The sequence below is a fragment of the Prosthecochloris marina genome (genome assembly GCF_003182595.1).
Lineage (GTDB): Bacteria > Bacteroidota > Chlorobiia > Chlorobiales > Chlorobiaceae > Prosthecochloris > Prosthecochloris marina.
In genome coordinates this window covers 53,628-71,027 of sequence record NZ_PDNZ01000002.1, presented here as the reverse complement: position 1 = coordinate 71,027, position 17,400 = coordinate 53,628, and the positions used below count along the sequence as shown (strand labels likewise).

Below are 17,400 nucleotides of genomic sequence, written 5' to 3'. Positions count from 1 at the left end.
TCTTTTTTCTAGGTAACAGAACGAGTCGCTCAATTCAGTGTAATGAGTGTAATGTATAATCTTTATGAATAATTAAAAATGGTCTGGTTTAAACGGGCAAAACCTTCGATACGCACCAAAGACAGACGAGATATTCCGGAAGGTCTCTGGCGAAAATGCGATAGCTGTGGAGCTGCTCTCCACAAGAAACAGGTGGAAGACAATCTTTATACATGTTGTGAATGCGGACACCATTTCAGAATATCACCTGGCAAATATTTTTCGCTTCTTTTCGACGAGAAAAAGTATGAGGAATTCAGTGCTTCCTTGCGAGCTGCCGATCCGCTTGTTTTTTCCGATACGAAGAAGTATCCCAACAGGGTGTCGGATGCCATCGAGAAGAGCGGTAAAACAGAAGCCTGCAGGAATGCGGTAGGGACAATAGGTGGTCATCAGGCTGTGATTTCGGCAATGGATTTCGGATTTATAGGGGGATCTATGGGATCTGTTGTCGGCGAAAAAATCGCACAAGCAGTCGATAAAAGCATTGAACTCGACGCACCACTCATCATTGTTTCACAATCAGGCGGAGCTCGCATGATGGAAGGAGCGTTCAGCCTTATGCAGATGGCCAAAACTTCCGCAAGGCTTTTTCGGCTTCAAGAGAGGAACATTCCTTACATCTCTCTCATGACCGATCCAACCATGGGGGGGACGAGTGCGTCCTATGCCATGCTTGGAGACGTTAACATCAGTGAGCCCAAAGCACTTATCGGGTTTGCGGGTCCAAGGGTTATCAAGGATACTATAAAACGTGATCTCCCGGAGGGTTTTCAAAGGGCGGAATTTCTGCTTGAGCACGGCTTTCTTGATATGATCGTGCACCGAAGAGATCTCAAGGGCCGTATTTCACAGCTTCTCGATCATTTTGCGGCTTAGGTCCAGCCCAGAGCAGATGCGGTAACCGGAAACTGGTCGGTGAATATGTCCTTGACGGCTTCGGCAATATCTCGATGCTCTTTCTGCGTAGAAGTATCCGTTCGGACCTCTATGTAGTGAATCCAGCTCCTGACCGATCCCTTCATGTAAAGCTTCGTTTGTGTGTTCAGTGGCAGTAGCATTCTCGCGCACTCTCTGGCGATACCTTTTTCCAGTGCGTCGTTATACTTTTTTACGCAAAGAGCGCGAATTTCCTCCTGTGCATCGGAAAACCAGCTCATTGTTGACGGGTCAAGATCATTGATCGAGTGCTGCCGGTTTTTCACGTCCTGTCTTCTCGGGGTGTAAGTCTCAAAACTCTGAACTTTTGCATAGCGCTGAGAAAATTCCTGAAACACGAAGCTGCGATGTCGCAAAATCTGTGGAGATATTGCCCTGGACGTTACAATTTCAACCGTCATGTCAACCATTTCAAAGATGCTCCAATGGCGGTTTTTGATACAATATGCAAGCAGATTTTCGTAATCGGGGGTTTCCTGATGCGGGCTTGAAACTCTTGCGCAGTATGCTATCAGGCCTTCCGGATTAAGTTTTTCGTCCTGTATTTCAATGAGAGGATTTGTTATGGCAATCAGACGAACGTTCATTGTGATGTGTTGAAAAGAGTGACAGGAGATAAATCGAACAAGAACGCCTTTATCAAGTGTTGTGCTGTGAGTTCAAAAACATTTTTATCCGTTCAACAAGCTTGTCAAAGCGCAAAACAACGTGATGATGTGACCCCAAGTTAAAAAAGGAAATGCATATTTCCGACATTGTCGGTCAAGCGTCTACAGGCTTTCCGTTCTGTGCTGTAAAAAAGCGCTTGATTTAGAAATAGGCAGTTTTTTTCGTAAAATCAAGGTCATGCTCTTGTATTGTTTATACCGGGGGTTATTTTAAAAATTTCAAGGCTTGTTTTTTTACAGCGTTTTTTTTGTATTTGCGTCTGGAAATGTATGTCAGGTTCTTGAAGATTGTTTGTTATGAGTTTATTTTCATGCGGTTATTGAGACACATCATGATTTGCCGCGGGATAAATCTGAAAAAGATCGAAACGGATGTGTCCCGTTCAGAGTTGTTATCGTTAGTGTGAGTAGCAGGGTTTAATAGAAAAATATCAGCTGAAAGGGAGAAAGAAGTTATATGGCTAATTTTAATTTCGGGTTTGAGCGTCAGGCAAAAAAAATGTATTCGGGCGCGATTGAGCAGGGGATTAACAACAGCCTTGTTCCAATGGTTATAGAAACATCGGGTCGTGGTGAAAGAGCCTTTGATATTTTCTCGAGGCTTCTCAGAGAGCGTATCATTTTTTTGGGGACTCCCATCGACGATCATGTTGCGAGCCTTCTCATGGCTCAGCTGCTTTTCCTTGAGTCGGAGGATCCGGAGCGTGATATCTTTGTTTATATCAATTCACCCGGTGGCAGTGTTTCTGCGGGGCTGGGAGTTTATGATACCATTCAATATATCCGTTCTGAAGTTTCCACCGTCTGTGTTGGCATGGCTGCAAGTATGGGGGCTTTCCTTCTTGCCTGCGGAGCAAAAGGCAAAAGAGCCTCTTTGCCGCATTCAAGGATCATGATTCACCAACCTTCAGGTGGAGTTCAGGGTCAGGAAACCGATATCCTGATCCAGGCACGTGAAATCGAAAAAATCCGCAAACTCCTTGAAGAGATCCTTGCCTCGCACTCTGGACAGAGTGTTGAGAAAATCAGAGAAGATTCCGAGCGGGATCGCTGGATGAATGCAGGGGAAGCCAAGGCATATGGTATCATCGATCAGATTTTCGATCATCGTCCGGCTTTGGAAAAAGAAAAATAAAGGCGGTGAAAAACACCGGCATCCAGGTATTTATAGGCATAGCAAAAGCTGTTTTGGCGATCGACGTACGGTTCGTCAAAAATATGCAAAAGACATCGAAGTAATCGGTAATGAGTGCAAATCTCGAAAAAACGTATAACCATCATGAGGTGGAGCGCCGCTGGAGCAGCGCCCACTGGGAAAGCGAAGGCATTTTTGATGCGGAAAGCTTCAGGGTTCTCGATGAGGGCAAGGTGCCCTATACAGTGCTCATGCCGCCTCCGAACGTCACCGGGAGTCTTACACTCGGTCATGTCCTGAATCATACTCTCCAAGATATTTTTATCCGGTATCAGCGCATGTCCGGAAAAGAAGCACTATGGCTTCCAGGTACGGATCATGCCGGTATCGCTACCCAGACTGTGGTGGAAAGAAAGCTCCGTGAAAAAGACATTTCGCGTTACGACCTCGGACGCAAAGAATTTCTCGAGCATGTCTGGAAATGGAGGGATGTGTACGGTGGGCTGATTCTCAAACAGCTTCGCAAGCTCGGTATTTCATGTGACTGGCGCCGGAACCTTTTTACCATGGATGAAAGTGCTTCCAAGGCTGTTCGGCACACCTTCGTTACCCTGTATCGGGATGGTTTGATCTATCGCGGCAAGCGCATCATCAACTGGTGTCCGGTTTCCCAGACTGCTCTTTCCGACGAAGAAGTGATCATGAAGCCGAGGAAGGATAAGCTTGTCTATGTTCGATACCAGCTTGCCAAACGGCCTGGAGAGTATATCACTGTTGCAACCGTAAGGCCTGAAACCATTCTTGCAGATGTCGCCATAGCTGTCAACCCCGACGATACCCGTTACGCCGATTTGATCGGAGAACTGGCGATCGTTCCTGTTGCTGGCCGGCACGTTCCGGTCATTGCCGATGATTATGTCGATAAGGAGTTCGGGACAGGCGCGCTTAAAATAACCCCGGCACACGATCCCAATGACTTTGAGGTTGCCGGCCGGCATAACCTGCCGATCCTCAGTGTTGTCGGTAGGGATGGAAAGATGGTCGATGACTTTGGTTATGCGGGTCTTGACCGGTTTGATGCCAGGGAAAAAATTATTGAAGACCTCGAGAAGAGGGGTAATCTTGTAAAGGTCGAAGAGTATGAGCACAATGTAGGGTATTCCGAAAGAGCTGACGTTGTGGTTGAGCCTTATCTTTCCGAGCAGTGGTTCGTCAAGATGAAGCCCCTTGCCGAAAAAGCGTTACAAGTTGTCAACGAAGGCAAGATACGTTTTCATCCATCACACTGGATCAGCACCTACCGTCACTGGATGGAAAACATCCGTGATTGGTGTATATCCCGGCAGCTCTGGTGGGGGCACAGGATTCCGGCATGGTATGATGAGGATGGAAAAATCTGGGTTGCGGAGTCTTATGAAGAGGCCTGTCATCTGGCAGGGACCGACAAGTTGATCCAGGATGAAGATGTGCTTGATACATGGTTTTCTTCATGGCTTTGGCCGCTGACCACCTTGGGCTGGACTGGAGAGCATGATGACAATGAAGACCTTCGGGCTTTTTATCCGACAGAGACGTTGGTGACCGCTCCGGATATCATTTTTTTCTGGGTTGCCAGAATGATCATGGCTGGCCTGTATTTCAAGCATGAGGTGCCTTTCAGGGATGTTTACTTTACCAGTATCATCAGAGACATGAAAGGCAGGAAACTTTCCAAGTCTCTCGGCAATTCGCCGGATCCTCTGAAGGTGATGGATGCCTATGGAACAGATGCACTCCGCTTCACCATTGTCTATATAGCTCCTCTTGGGCAGGATGTATTGTTCGGTGAGGAAAAGTGCGAGTTCGGTAGAAACTTCGCCACCAAGATCTGGAATGCATCGCGTCTCGTTTTCATGCAGCGTGAAAAAGTTTTCGATTCAATCGATGAGTTTGCTGAGGCGTACCTGCGTTTTACACCGGATCCCGGTTCGTTATCCGATGCTCAGCGCTGGATACTCGGGCGTTATCATGAGATGCTCAGTTCCTACCACAAGGCGTTTGCGCAGTTCAGGATGAACGATATTACCAGAATTGTCTATGATTTTTTCCGCAGTGATTACTGTGACTGGTACCTTGAAACGCTGAAAATCGAGCTGGCCGAAGAGACCGATAAGTCGAGAAAGCGGCATGCAGTCTCCCTTGCGGTTTATCTGCTCGAAGGGGTTCTGAAAGCACTTCATCCGGTCATGCCTTTCATCACTGAAGAGATTTGGCATCATATTCTCCAGCGGCAAACCACTGAAAGCATTGCTTTATCCGCCATGCCGCAATCGGATGAGTACTGGACCGGCGATGAAAAGGTGCACAGCTTTGCATCTGTCCAGAAGGTTGTTTCAGAGGCGCGTAGCCTTCGTGCGGTTTTCGGTGTTCCTCATGATATGAAGGCAAGTCTCATCATCAGCTCGCCCGATGAGAGCGCAAGGAGAACATTTGCTGCCAACGCACATATTCTGACGCAGATGACGGGATGCAGCGTCGATGTATCCGAAGGTGGTTTACGACCGCCTCATTCTGCGAGTTCCGTTATCGATGGTGATGAACTTTTTATGCCTCTCGAAGGGTTAATTTCGTTTGATAAAGAGATTGCTCGTCTCGAAAAAGAACTGGAGAATGTTTCTTCTTACGTGAAACGAATGGAGAAAAAGCTTTCTAACAAGGGCTTTGTCGATAACGCTCCTGCAGAGGTGATCGAGGGTGAACAGAGAAAGTTGGGTGAGGCGAAAAGTAATCTCGAAAAACTTCAGGCAAACCTTAATGTTCTGTGTGACTGACACGAGGTAGTCACTTTTTTTGTTTCATGACTGCAGGTGTGACGGGGCCTCTACCATGAGGAAAATGTGATACGAAACGGTCATTCAGAACGTATACAGGTTGTTCCAAGTAATACGTAATACGGAGAGTGTCAATGAGGCAACTGAAAATAAGCAAACAAATCACCAATCGTGAGAGTCTTTCTCTTGATCGTTATTTACAGGAGATCGGAAAATATGAGCTTCTAACAGCGGAAGATGAGGTGAAGCTTACCAAGGCGATCAAGGAAGGCTATGACATGCCTGTCGATACGCCGGAATACAAACGCGCAAAGCGTGCATTGGACAAGCTTATCAAGGGAAACCTTCGTTTTGTTGTGTCCGTAGCCAAACAATACCAGAACCAGGGCTTGACGCTTGGGGATCTGATTAACGAAGGAAATCTCGGTCTCATCAAGGCGGCAAAACGTTTTGATGAAACCAGGGGGTTCAAGTTCATTTCCTATGCGGTCTGGTGGATTCGCCAGTCAATTCTTCAGGCTCTTGCCGAACAATCGAGGATTGTGCGTCTCCCCCTGAACCGTGTCGGAACACTCAACAAGATCAGCAAGGCTTACAGTCAGCTTGAGCAGGAGTATGAAAGGGATCCCAATACGAAAGAGCTTGCAAATCTACTCGATATGGACTCCCAGGATGTTGCCGATACCCTGAAAATTGCCGGTCGTCATGTATCCGTGGATGCACCTTTTGCACAGGGAGACGATAACCGTTTGCTCGATGTTCTGCAGAACGACGGGCACAAACCCGATCACGGTCTGACACGTGACTCGCTGACCCTCGAGGTTGAACGTTCACTCTCGGTCCTCGCTCCACGTGAAGCCGATGTTATCCGTTCTTATTTTGGTATAGGAATGGAAAATCCCCTTACACTTGAGGAGATCGGGGAGAAATTCAAGCTTACCCGCGAAAGGGTGCGTCAGATCAAGGAGAAGGCTATCCGGAGGCTTCGCCAGTCCGCGTACAGTAAAGTTCTTAAAGAGTATATCGGCAGTTAGGTTTGTGTATTTTCCGGTTTAAGTTTCAGTTCGATGTTATCACCGGGTTTCAGGCCAAGCGATTGTGAGGCGTTAGCGTTTCGAACCGCTATTTCAAGAAACCCGCTGCTGCCTCTGTAAACCAATGGTTCCCCTTCAGCTACCTCCCCGTAAGTTCGCCGCAATGGTAGAAAATTTCCGTTTTTCACATATATACCGGCAGCTTTTTTCCCTTTTTTTCTGAGTAGGTCATCGGTAAATGAGGTTATGAGATTACCGTAGATATCGGCGTAAAGAATTTTTCCCTGCCATGAGAGTCCCCCGTCGGGCGTGCTGTTTTCAGGAAGCGGAATCCGAACACAGTGTTCGGGGTTGACACTGTTTCCAAGGGTTGCCGGGTCGATGCCGTTGGAAAGGTGTGCGGCGGCAGGGGCAAAAACATCTCTTCCGTGAAACGTTGTGCTTTGCACGGCAAGCATGCAGGACGGGTTGGTTATAGCGTAACAGGCATCGATTCTGTGCATATTCATGACTGAACTCAACAACCCGTTGTCGGGTGCGACGAAGACTTGTTTTTCGGTCACGAGCGTGATAGCGTTTCTGCTTGTCCCGACTCCGGGATCAACGACCGCTACAAAAACCGTTCCGTCAGGAAAGTAGGGAGCGGATAAGCCGAGTTGTAAAGATCCCTGCAATATATTCTGGGGCGCAATGCCGTGGGTCAGGTCTATAATCCTGGCAAGAGGGGAAATGCCGGCAATCACTCCTTTCATCACACCGACATAATGGTCCTGAAGCCCGAAATCGGTCATGAGAACTATGAGGGGATTGGGCTGTTGCATGACTTATTTGTTTGCGGTTTTGTAAATGATGATGCCGATGCCAAGGAAAAGCAGGTTCGGCAACCATGCAGCGAGAACCGGGTCCATCAAAGCGCGGTACCCGGCAATGGCAAATGTCCTCTGTATAGCGAGATAGCTGAATCCAATGAAAAGGCTGATGCCGAATTCAACTGCAAGTCCACTACGTTTTTTTTGGGCGGAGAGTGGAACTCCGATAAGAATGATGATCACGGATGCTATCGGAAGAGCCATTTTACTGTGAAATTTTACAACAACCCTTCCCAGGTTTGAAAAACCTGCTTGCCGCTTTTCTTCGATGTAGCGGTAATGCTGAATGATATCCATTTCATCCGGCTGAATACCGAGGTCTCTGAGGGAAGATGCTGTAAGAGAGAGTTTCAGGGTGTCTTTTCCCGGGTTTTCCCGAAAAAGCACCTCGTTTTCATTGAAGATTCTCGTGCTGGATTCATGAAAAAGCCATCGGTCAAGAGTCTTGTCATAGGAGATTTTTTTTGCATCGATACGATTGACGAGTATCGGGCCGTCAAAGGTTTCGAGAGATACATTAAAGCCGATGGCTTGTTGAGGATCGAGTGCTCCTATGGAGAGAATCCTGTTGCGCGATTCAAGGATATGCAGGTTTTTGTTTCCTGAAATCGCTTCGAATTTCTTGTCGAAATATTCCATTTCAAAGCGATTTTTCTCCACAGCTGCTTTTGGATGCAGCCAGCCTGCATTCAGGATATTGAGGGTCGATATGAGCAATGCCGTGAAGAAAAAGGGCATGAGGAGTTGTTTCATGCTGATGCCGGCAGCTTTCATTGCGGATAGCTCACTGGCTCCGGACATCCGTCCGGTTACATACAGTGAGGCGAGTAAGGTACTCAAGGGCGAAATCAGCAAGATGGTTTCAGGTACAAGACTCCAGAAGTACAGGATCACTTTTCCTGCACCGATTCCCTTGTCGATGAAACGGCCTATGTTCTCAATGAGATTGACAAGAATGAACAGTGCGGTGAAACTTATCGCAGCAAAAACATAGGTCGATAAGAACTGTCGGGCGATATATTTGTCCAGAAGTTTCATGGAGTACTGGTAGGAAGACGTTTCATGCCGGAAACCAAAAAATACAGGTGTATTCAACATAGGAATACACCTGCAGTTCAGCAACCGAACAAATCAACAGTTCAGCTGCATTTCTTCTCCTGAAAACCGTTTTTTCGCTTCTTGACAGCCGAATGAAAACGACTGATCGATAACGTTGGCTTTATTGCCCTATCAGTACCGAGGCTCCTTTGCTGTCTCCCATAATGATGACTTTGGAGTTGTCTGATTTAACCAGGTTTTGAAGCGCTTTTATCTGCTCGTATTTCAACAGTTTTTCTGTCAATGACTGAGAAAGTATTTGCTGATAGTCGGCTATACCCTTTGCCTCGACACGTTTTCTTTCCGCTTCCTGCGTTTCTTTTTGCAGGACGAACTGCATTTTCTGGGCTTCCTGTTCAGCATTGATCTTGGCTTCGATGGCAGCTTTTACAGACTGCGGAAGAGAGATGTTGCGAACAAGCAGGTTTTCGAGAATAAGACCGCGATTTTCAAAGTCGTTTTTGATACTTGAAAAGATTTTCGTTTGAAATTCATCACGTTTCTTCGAGTAAAGGTCTACAGCATTGTATATGACCGCGTTGTCCCTGATACGTGTTCTGGCGGTCGGTCGGACAATTTTATCGATATAGGAAAGACCGGGGCCGATTTCCCGACGTATTTCAGGTGCCTTGGTAGGGTTGATGCGGTAGAGAACGGTCATGTCGATGGTGACTTCCAGTCCATCGGCACTGAGAACTCTGATAGGGGCATCACTCAATTGCGAGAGTTCGGTTTCCGTACCGGACATGGTATAGGTCTGGGTGGTTATGTCAAACAACTCGACCTTGACAAGCGGATTGATGATGTTAAGGCCGCTGGCGAGCACCTCTTCCTGAACTTTACCGAACAGGACCTTAACGCCGATCTTGCCAGGTTCAACGATTCGTATACTTGCAGTAAGAATTCCGAGTATTATTGCAAATATTCCTCCGATCTTGAACAACCCGGAAAACCGGAGCAGGGAAGGGTTGAGCGATCGGGCCGTAATTCCTATGAATAAAAGTACGATACCGAGAAAAAGTAGTGAAGTCATGATTAATTAGTGAATTGTTATTGGGTTGCAGAGCTGATGTAGTGAACGCTTTGTGTTCTCCAGCGTTCCTGGCCGACAGACTACGCTGTAAAGTTACTATTATTTTGTTCTTCCCTGAAGAATCAATAACCGAATATTTCCTCGAGAGACAGATTGCTGACTTTTCCGAACTTGCCGAGGGTTTCCATGTCGAGGTTTTCTTTTTTTCCCAGCACCAAGAGCGTGTACTTTTTATCGGTAAACCGTTGCCGGTGAAATGCAGCTATGTCTTCGAAATCAAGGTTTTCGGTATTTTCATAAATATCCTTTCGGATATCATGATTCAGACCGAGTTTTTGTGCTTCTTCCCTCGTGAAAAGAATTTTTGTTCTGGTCAACCTTTCGGTACGGATTTTTCTGTGTATTCCGTTCTTGGCCGACGCGAAGAGATCCGGTGATTCAGGCAGGTTTTCCAGCAATTGGTTTATGCCCGAAAGCGCTTCGGGAAGTTTATCCGCCTGGGTTCCGATATAGCTGAAAATATAGTGATGTTCATCTTTGTCTTTGGGTATGCGGTAAACCGAAAATACTGAATATGCAAGAGCTTTCGCTTCACGGAGTTCCTGAAAAACAACCGACGACATGCCTCCACCGTAATATTCGTTAAACAGGGTGATCAATGGCACCTGTTTCGGGTCATAACGCATGTCTCGGGAAAGCATGAGCATTTCAGCCTGTGTCATATCGTAATCAACGACGTAGACGCGGTTTTTTTGCTGCTCGATCTCTATGAAAGGTTCTATCTCGGGAATGGTGACGAGTTCCCGTTTGAGGTGTTCGAGCTCCCGAAGTTCGGAAGAAAGCTTGGCGGGTGCAGCAGGTCCGTAGTACAATACTCTGTGGCGGTATCGCATGAGGGTGTCGATCTCGGCAAGCAACTCCTCGGGTGTGATCTTTTTGAGTTCGTCGTTGTCGAGCACATTGGTGAATGGTGACGATGCCCCGTAACGCCCGTAATGATGCATTGCTTCAAAAAGAATTTTGCGCTTCGAAAGCTTGTCGTCGGCTCTCTCCTTCAAGATGCCTGCTTTTAGTTTTTCAAGTGCCTCGACATTGGGCCGGGCATCACAGAGCAGCTTTTCAAGCATGTGAAGCGCTGCAGGGAAATGCTCCTGAAGGCCGGAAAGCTTGAGATAGAGGTGATCGTCTGCAGTATATGCTGAAAAACTCGCTCCTATCTTGTACATTTCCTGGTTGAATTCGGCCGGTGTCAATGCCGATGTGCCCAGGTAGCTGAGATAATCGAGTGCCAGGTCGATTTTTTTTGTGTGATTGTTGCCGATGTCAAAGACATAGTAGAGTGAGAAAAGGTCGTTTTCATTGTTTTTAACGGAAAAAAGAGGAACGCCGTCGATAATATTTTCCGATTGAATATCACGCTCGAAATCAAGAAAAACAGGATCGATCTCCTCAGTTTTACGAGCAAGGATGTTTTCAGCAAAAACCGATGTCTTATTACGGTTTACCTTGAGTGGGGTTATCGGCGGTTTCTGAATTTTGGGAGTTTCTGCGTCTTTACCATGTTGTTTGTATATGGCAACGTAATTAGTCCCGTAGTGCTTACGTGCAAAGGCCGATATCTCCTCTTTGGTGATACGGCTCAGGCGTTCTCTTTTCTCTACCACACTTTGCCAGTCGGCACCGAGTACAAAAGCATCGACAAAAGTCTCCGTGCGTCCCCTGTTTGTTTCAAGGGTCCTGAGTTCCTCGATCTTCAGATCGTTGATGACTGCCTCGAGCAGCCAGTCCGGGAAATTTCCTTTTTTAACGTTTTCAATCTGTTCGAGCAGGTGTGTCTTGACTTCGTCGAGGCTTTGGCCTTCACGAGGTTTGGCTGAAAGTATGTGCGTTGAATAATCTTTCATCTCAACCACCATCGAGGCTGCATCGAGGACTTTTTGATCCTGATTGAGGTTCAAGTCGATAAGGCCTGCCGTCTGGTTGTGCAGTATTTTGTCGATAAGGGTAAGGAAATCAATATCCGGTGTACCGGCTCCTGTGAACCTGAAACCGATGACCAGCTCTTCTGCTTCGGGACCTTTGACTTTTGTGATCACGGGGTTCTCGATTGGATCTTCCTTTGGTGGGAAAAACCGAGGAACCGGGCTGGGTTTCAGTTTCGAGAATTTTTCATCGATCAGCTTTATTGCTTCATCGGGATCGAAATCGCCAGCAATGCAGATCGCCATATTGTTCGGTACATACCACGCACGGTAGTAATCGATGACATTTTTGATTGACGGGTTTTTAAGATGCTCCGCTTCGCCGATGGTTGTCTGTGTACCGTATGTATGTTTCCTGAAAAGACCCGCATAAAGATTTTCCCAGATTTTCCGGCTGTCGCTGTCCATCGTCATGTTTTTTTCTTCATAGACGGTTTCAAGCTCGGTATGGAACAGGCGCATGATCGGATTCCGAAATCGTTCTGCTTCAATGGTCAACCATTTTTCAAGCTGGTTGGACGGGATATCGTTCAGGTAGACGGTTTGTTCGACCCAGGTATATGCATTTGTACCTCTTGCCCCTATTGAGCTGAGCAATTTGTCATACTCGTTGGGTATGGTGAATTCAGCTGCAAAATTGGATGTGCTGTCGATCTGACGGTAAATATCGGCTCTTTTATCCGGATCGTCGGTTGAGCGGTATTCTTCGTAGAGATCCACGATTTTCTGCAGTTCGACTTTTTCCTTGTCGTAATCCAGCGATCCTATGGAGTCAGTTCCCTTGAAAAGCATATGCTCGAGGTAATGGGCTAGACCGGTCGTTTCCGCAGGATCGTTTTTACTGCCGGCTCTGACGGCAATCGAGGTATATATTCTCGGTTCGTCCTTGTGCGGACTCATGTAGACGGTCAGACCGTTGTCGAGGGTATAGATTCTTGTATGCAGGGGGTCGTTGGGTACTGTGGTGTATGAATACTGGTGTTCAGAATGCATAGCGGTGCACGACATTAGAATTAAAAGAATAAAAACGTTAGCGATGGTACAACGAACAGTGGCCGGGCGGAAGAGTGATTGACGGGAAAAAAGACACATATACTGTACGGTGTTTTGAGAGGCATTTTCCTGTTTTCAATAACTTTCATGGTACAATCCTGAGAAAGAACTAACAAATTTTATAAATAGTTTAAATAGTTAAACAATAGCAATAATACGACAAGAAGGGCGTGAAGCGGTAAAGCCGATGAAAAGCAGTGACAATAATGTATACAAAATTGAAAGCAACTATAAACCCGAAGGCGATCAGCCGGAAGCTATACGGCAGCTTACGGAAGGTGTGTTGCGAGGTGACCAGAGCCAGGTTCTGCTTGGCGTTACCGGTTCAGGTAAAACGTTCACGATGGCCAATGTTATCGCAGCTGTAAACAAGCCTGTACTTGTCATCAGTCATAATAAAACGCTTGCTGCGCAGTTGTACGGTGAACTGCGGCAGTTTTTCCCGCATAACGCGGTAGAGTATTTCATAAGCTATTATGATTTCTACCAGCCTGAAGCCTATATCCCTTCGATGGATAAGTACATCGCCAAGGATTTGCGAATTAACGATGAGATCGAGCGGTTGAGACTGAAAGCGACCAGCGCTCTTTTGAGTGGTCGCAAGGATGTCGTTGTGGTAAGTTCCGTGAGCTGCATTTATGGACTGGGTTCGCCGGAAGACTGGAAGGCTCAGATAGTCGAACTTCGCCGGGAGATGGAAAAAGACAGGGATGAGTTTTTGAAAGAGCTTGTTTCCCTTCATTTCGTTCGTGATGACAGAGATCTGGCTTCCGGGAAATTCAGGGTTCGCGGGGATGTCATCGATCTCGTGCCGATGCATGAAGAAATTGCTTTGCGTGTAGAGTTTTTCGGAAATGAGATCGAGAGGTTGCAACTTTTCGATCATCAAAGCGGTGAAATTCTCGGTGATCAGGAGTATGCTTTTGTCTATCCAGCACGGCAGTTTGTCGCCGAAGAGGAAAAACTGAAACAGGCGATGCTCGCTATAGAAAATGAATTGGCCGGACGTCTGAACGTTTTGCGTGCCGAAGACAAGCTTGTTGAGGCACGAAGGTTGGAAGAAAGAACCCGTTACGATCTCGAAATGATGAAGGAACTGGGGTACTGTTCGGGAATTGAAAATTATTCACGCCACTTATCCGACAGGAAAGCCGGAGAAAGACCGTACTGCCTCTTGGATTATTTTCCGAAAGATTACCTTGTCATTATTGATGAATCGCATGTTACGTTCCCGCAGATCCGTGGAATGTATGCCGGGGACCGTTCCAGAAAAACCATTCTTGTCGATTTCGGATTCCGGCTCCCTTCGGCTCTTGACAATCGACCGTTGCGTTTTGAAGAATTTGAATCGATGGTTCCGCAGCTGATAAGCGTCAGTGCAACACCAGGGGAATACGAACTTCGCCGTACGGGCGGGGCGGTCGTCGAACAGCTCGTACGACCGACCGGTTTACTCGATCCGGAAATTTTTGTCCGGCCTGTCGATGGGCAGATCGACGACCTTCTCGAGGAAATCCGGCAACATACAGCCAAGGGTTTCAAGTCTCTGGTGATGACTCTTACCAAGCGTATGAGTGAAGATCTGCATGACTTTTTCAGAAAAGCCGGTTTGAAGGTGCGCTATCTGCACTCTGAGATCAAGAGCCTTGAAAGGATGCAGATCCTCAGAGAGTTGCGGACCGGGGAGATCGATGTACTTGTGGGAGTAAACCTTCTGCGGGAGGGGCTGGACCTGCCTGAAGTGTCTCTTGTCGCTATTCTCGATGCCGACAAGGAGGGGTTTTTAAGGGATAGCAAATCGCTGATGCAGATTGCGGGCCGTGCCGCAAGAAATGTTGAAGGCAAGGTGATCTTTTATGCTGCGAAGGTTACCGATTCCATGCGGATGGTTATCGAGGAAACCCAAAGACGCAGAACGGTTCAACAGCGGTTCAATGCGGAACACGGTATCACTCCCGCCTCTATCGTCAAGTCGGTTGATCAGGTTCTCGATACCACCGGTGTAGCCGATGCCGAGGAGCGGTTCAGAAGGAGAAGAATGGGACTCGAACAGCGGCCACAGAGAGTGTTTGAGGATTTGATCGATTCCCTGGGAAGCGAAGATCTGTATGCCATGGCGGAAACTCTCAAGCTGGAGATGCAGGAGGCGGCGGAAAGTATGGAGTATGAAAAAGCGGCATATCTTCGTGACGAGATCGCTAAACTCGAGCATGCTGCAGCGGGGAAGGCGGAAGGAGGTGAACAAGGAAGCCGGAAGATCCAAAATGAATGATGAAGATTTATAGAAAATGCATTTGATGCTCGCAGGGGGCTTATAATAGGTTACATAAGACATGCTCGAGCGTTACTATCTTCATCTTATGAGCAATGAGCAATGAGCAATGAGCAATGAGCAATGAGCAATGAGCAATGAGCAATGAGCAATGAGCAATGTTTTTTTGACTTCTTACTTGTTACTTGTTTATTAAAAAAGAGAAAACACAAACCCGATTACCGATACTTGGCGTATGTTAGCCCAGATTGAAAAAGCACAATATGAAAAGATGCACGAGATTCTGCGACTGGCTCGGAAGAATCTCAAAACTTTCGATGAATCGCTGATTCAACGGGCTTTTTTTATGTGCTATCGAGCACATGAAGGCGAAAAGCGTGCATCCGGAGAACCGTTCTTCTATCATCCTGTTGAAGTTGCAAAGATACTGCTTACCGAGCTTCCCCTTGACGGGGTCTCGATAGCAGCTGCTCTGTTGCATGATGTCATAGAGGACAGTGAGTACACGTATGAGGATCTTGCTGCGGAACTGGGGGGTGAAGTTGCGGATATCGTGGAGGGGCTTACCAAAATCTCCGGGATTATGATCAACCGTGAGATTACTCAGGCAGAAGGCTTTCGCAAGATGTTGCTTTCTGTCGTCAAAGATGTACGGGTCATTCTGATCAAGTTTTGTGATCGATTGCACAACATGAGAACCCTTGATGCTCTGCCGGAGCACCGCCGCCTTAAAATTGCCCTGGAAACACGAGACATTTATGCTCCGCTTGCACATCGTTTCGGTCTCGGAAAAATGAAGATCGAGCTTGAAAACCTTGCGTTCAAGTATATCGACCCGGATATGTTCGAGAAGATCCAGCAGAAGGTGCGACTCAGCAGGGGGGAAAGAATTGCTTATCTCGACAAAATGATTGTGCCAATCAAAAAGGATCTTGAAAAGCAGGGATTCAAGGTAGAGGTTGAAGGCAGGGCAAAGCATCTGTTTTCCATTTATAACAAGATGCGCTACAAAAACAAGCGTTTCGAGGATATTCACGATCTTTACGGAATAAGGATCGTCATCGATACTGAACGGATTTCAGATTGCTTTGCTGCCTACGGTTACATAACACAGAAATATCCGCCGCTTCCCCAGCATTTCAAGGATTATATTTCCATCCCGAAACACAATGGATATCAGTCGCTTCACTCCGCGATTCTCGGGTCGAAAGGCCGTGTCGTGGAGGTGCAGATAAGAACAAGCCGAATGCATGAGTTTGCGGAATTCGGTGTTGCGGCTCATTGGCGTTATAAGGAGAAAGTGTCCAAAGATGACGCTACGATAGATACGTTTCTCAAGTGGGCTCGTGATCTCATCAAAGACGCAGACTCGGCCGCCTCGTTCATGGAGGGTTTCAAGCTGAATCTCTACCATGATGAGATCTATATTTTTACACCGAAAGGGGATATGAAAGCCCTGCCTGCTGGGGCTACTCCTATTGATTTTGCGTACTCGATACATACAGAGATAGGTAACGGGTGTATCGGTGCGAAAGTGAACGGGAAAATCGTCAGACTCAATTCCGAGCTCAGGTCGGGTGATCGTGTAGAGATTATTACCTCCAAGAACCAGAAACCGAAAGCTGATTGGCTGAAGTTTGTTGTAACCCATCGGGCTCGTATGAAGATTCGTTCGGCGATCAACGAAGAGCGACGGCGCCAGATAGAAAAAGGCCGGAACATGTGGGAAAAGATGCTTTCCGGCACAAAAAAGCTGCTTACGGAAAATGATATTATAAAGCAGGTTCGGAAATACGGCATCAAAACACCGGCAGATTTTTTCAGCGCATTGGCTAACCAGCAGATTGATGGCGAAAAGGTTATCAAAAGTCTGGCAGATCAGGAACAGCAATCCTTTACAACCGAGAAATCGGAGTCTGAAGAGTATGGATATGATGCATTTGCAGAAGAAGCCCGAAAGGGGAAAGAAGGGGAAAGAGTCGGCAAAGATGAGGTTGTTATAGAAGGGTTGCCCAATATTGCGTATTCTTATGCCAAATGCTGTAAACCGGTTCCCGGAGATGACATCATAGGGTTCGTCACCAAGGAAGGACTTGTGAAGATCCATCGGAAAAACTGTGTCAACGTCAGTAACGAAAGCCTTCTGAAAAGTGAACGCGTCGTGAGTGTTTCCTGGAACAGGAAGGTTGAAACCGAGTTTCTTGCCGGTGTAAAGGTTGTCGGAGAGGACCGGATCGGCATAACGAACCAGATAACAGGGGTGCTGTCAAAGTCCGATATCAATATTCGCAGTATATCACTGCATGCGAAGGACGGGATGTTTATCGGTACGGTCATGATTTATGTCCGCAACATATCGCGCTTACAGGCGTTAATGGATAAAATCAGAAAAGTACAGGGTGTTTTTTCTGTTGAGCGTCTCGGAAACTGAGCTGGCTCTCTCATGAAATCGAAGACATTTTTGCTTC

The 17,400-nt window shown here is 46.9% G+C and carries 11 protein-coding genes; 6 read left to right on the top strand and 5 right to left on the bottom strand.

The genetic code is table 11. The features are described from left to right. The first annotated feature begins 78 nt into the window (after nt 1-78). Nucleotides 79-918: an acetyl-CoA carboxylase, carboxyltransferase subunit beta gene (gene accD / locus CR164_RS02490; protein WP_110022358.1), complete on the top strand. Its 840-nt coding sequence runs from the start codon at nt 79-81 to the stop codon at nt 916-918. Here the strand turns inward: accD and thyX are convergent. Continuing rightward, nucleotides 915-1,565: an FAD-dependent thymidylate synthase gene (gene thyX / locus CR164_RS02485; protein WP_110022357.1), complete on the bottom strand. Its 651-nt coding sequence runs from the start codon at nt 1,563-1,565 to the stop codon at nt 915-917. The genes accD and thyX overlap by 4 nt on opposite strands. A gap of 538 nt (nt 1,566-2,103) precedes the next feature. Here thyX and clpP point away from each other — a divergent pair. From clpP to CR164_RS02470, 3 genes are all read left to right on the top strand, one after another. After that, entirely contained in the window at nt 2,104-2,781 is a 678-nt protein-coding gene (clpP, locus tag CR164_RS02480) for an ATP-dependent Clp endopeptidase proteolytic subunit ClpP (RefSeq protein WP_110022356.1), read from the top strand. 110 nt (nt 2,782-2,891) lie between these two features. Then, nucleotides 2,892-5,591 (top strand): valine--tRNA ligase, encoded by a 2,700-nt coding sequence (locus tag CR164_RS02475; RefSeq protein WP_110022355.1) that lies wholly within the window; start codon nt 2,892-2,894, stop codon nt 5,589-5,591. A 134-nt stretch (nt 5,592-5,725) separates the two neighbouring features. After that, nucleotides 5,726-6,625, top strand: a complete 900-nt coding sequence (locus CR164_RS02470) for a sigma-70 family RNA polymerase sigma factor (protein ID WP_110022354.1) — start codon at nt 5,726-5,728, stop codon at nt 6,623-6,625. On the opposite strand, the gene CR164_RS02465 is transcribed toward CR164_RS02470, so the two are convergent. The 4 genes from CR164_RS02465 to CR164_RS02450 form a co-directional block, all read right to left on the bottom strand. After that, nucleotides 6,622-7,446 carry an SAM hydrolase/SAM-dependent halogenase family protein gene (locus CR164_RS02465; RefSeq protein WP_110022353.1) on the bottom strand — a complete coding sequence of 275 codons (825 nt, stop codon included), beginning with the start codon at nt 7,444-7,446 and terminating at the stop codon, nt 6,622-6,624. The two genes, CR164_RS02470 and CR164_RS02465, sit on opposite strands and share 4 nt — an antisense overlap. Nucleotides 7,447-7,449: 3 nt before the next feature. Next, the gene (gene lptG / locus CR164_RS02460) at nt 7,450-8,532 is read right to left on the bottom strand and encodes an LPS export ABC transporter permease LptG (protein WP_110022352.1); all 1,083 of its coding nucleotides are present in this window, start codon (nt 8,530-8,532) and stop codon (nt 7,450-7,452) included. Between the two features lie 181 nt (nt 8,533-8,713). Then, nucleotides 8,714-9,625 carry a prohibitin family protein gene (locus CR164_RS02455; protein ID WP_110022351.1) on the bottom strand — a complete coding sequence of 304 codons (912 nt, stop codon included), beginning with the start codon at nt 9,623-9,625 and terminating at the stop codon, nt 8,714-8,716. A 122-nt stretch (nt 9,626-9,747) separates the two neighbouring features. Then, nucleotides 9,748-12,600, bottom strand: coding sequence for a M16 family metallopeptidase (locus CR164_RS02450; protein ID WP_239994436.1), 2,853 nt, complete (start codon nt 12,598-12,600; stop codon nt 9,748-9,750). Between the two features lie 247 nt (nt 12,601-12,847). Here CR164_RS02450 and uvrB point away from each other — a divergent pair, with 247 nt between their 5' ends. Further along, nucleotides 12,848-14,932 (top strand): excinuclease ABC subunit UvrB, encoded by a 2,085-nt coding sequence (gene uvrB / locus CR164_RS02445; protein WP_110022349.1) that lies wholly within the window; start codon nt 12,848-12,850, stop codon nt 14,930-14,932. 235 nt (nt 14,933-15,167) lie between these two features. Next, the gene (locus CR164_RS02440) at nt 15,168-17,363 is read left to right on the top strand and encodes a RelA/SpoT family protein (protein WP_110022348.1); all 2,196 of its coding nucleotides are present in this window, start codon (nt 15,168-15,170) and stop codon (nt 17,361-17,363) included. The last annotated feature ends 37 nt before the right edge of the window (nt 17,364-17,400 follow it).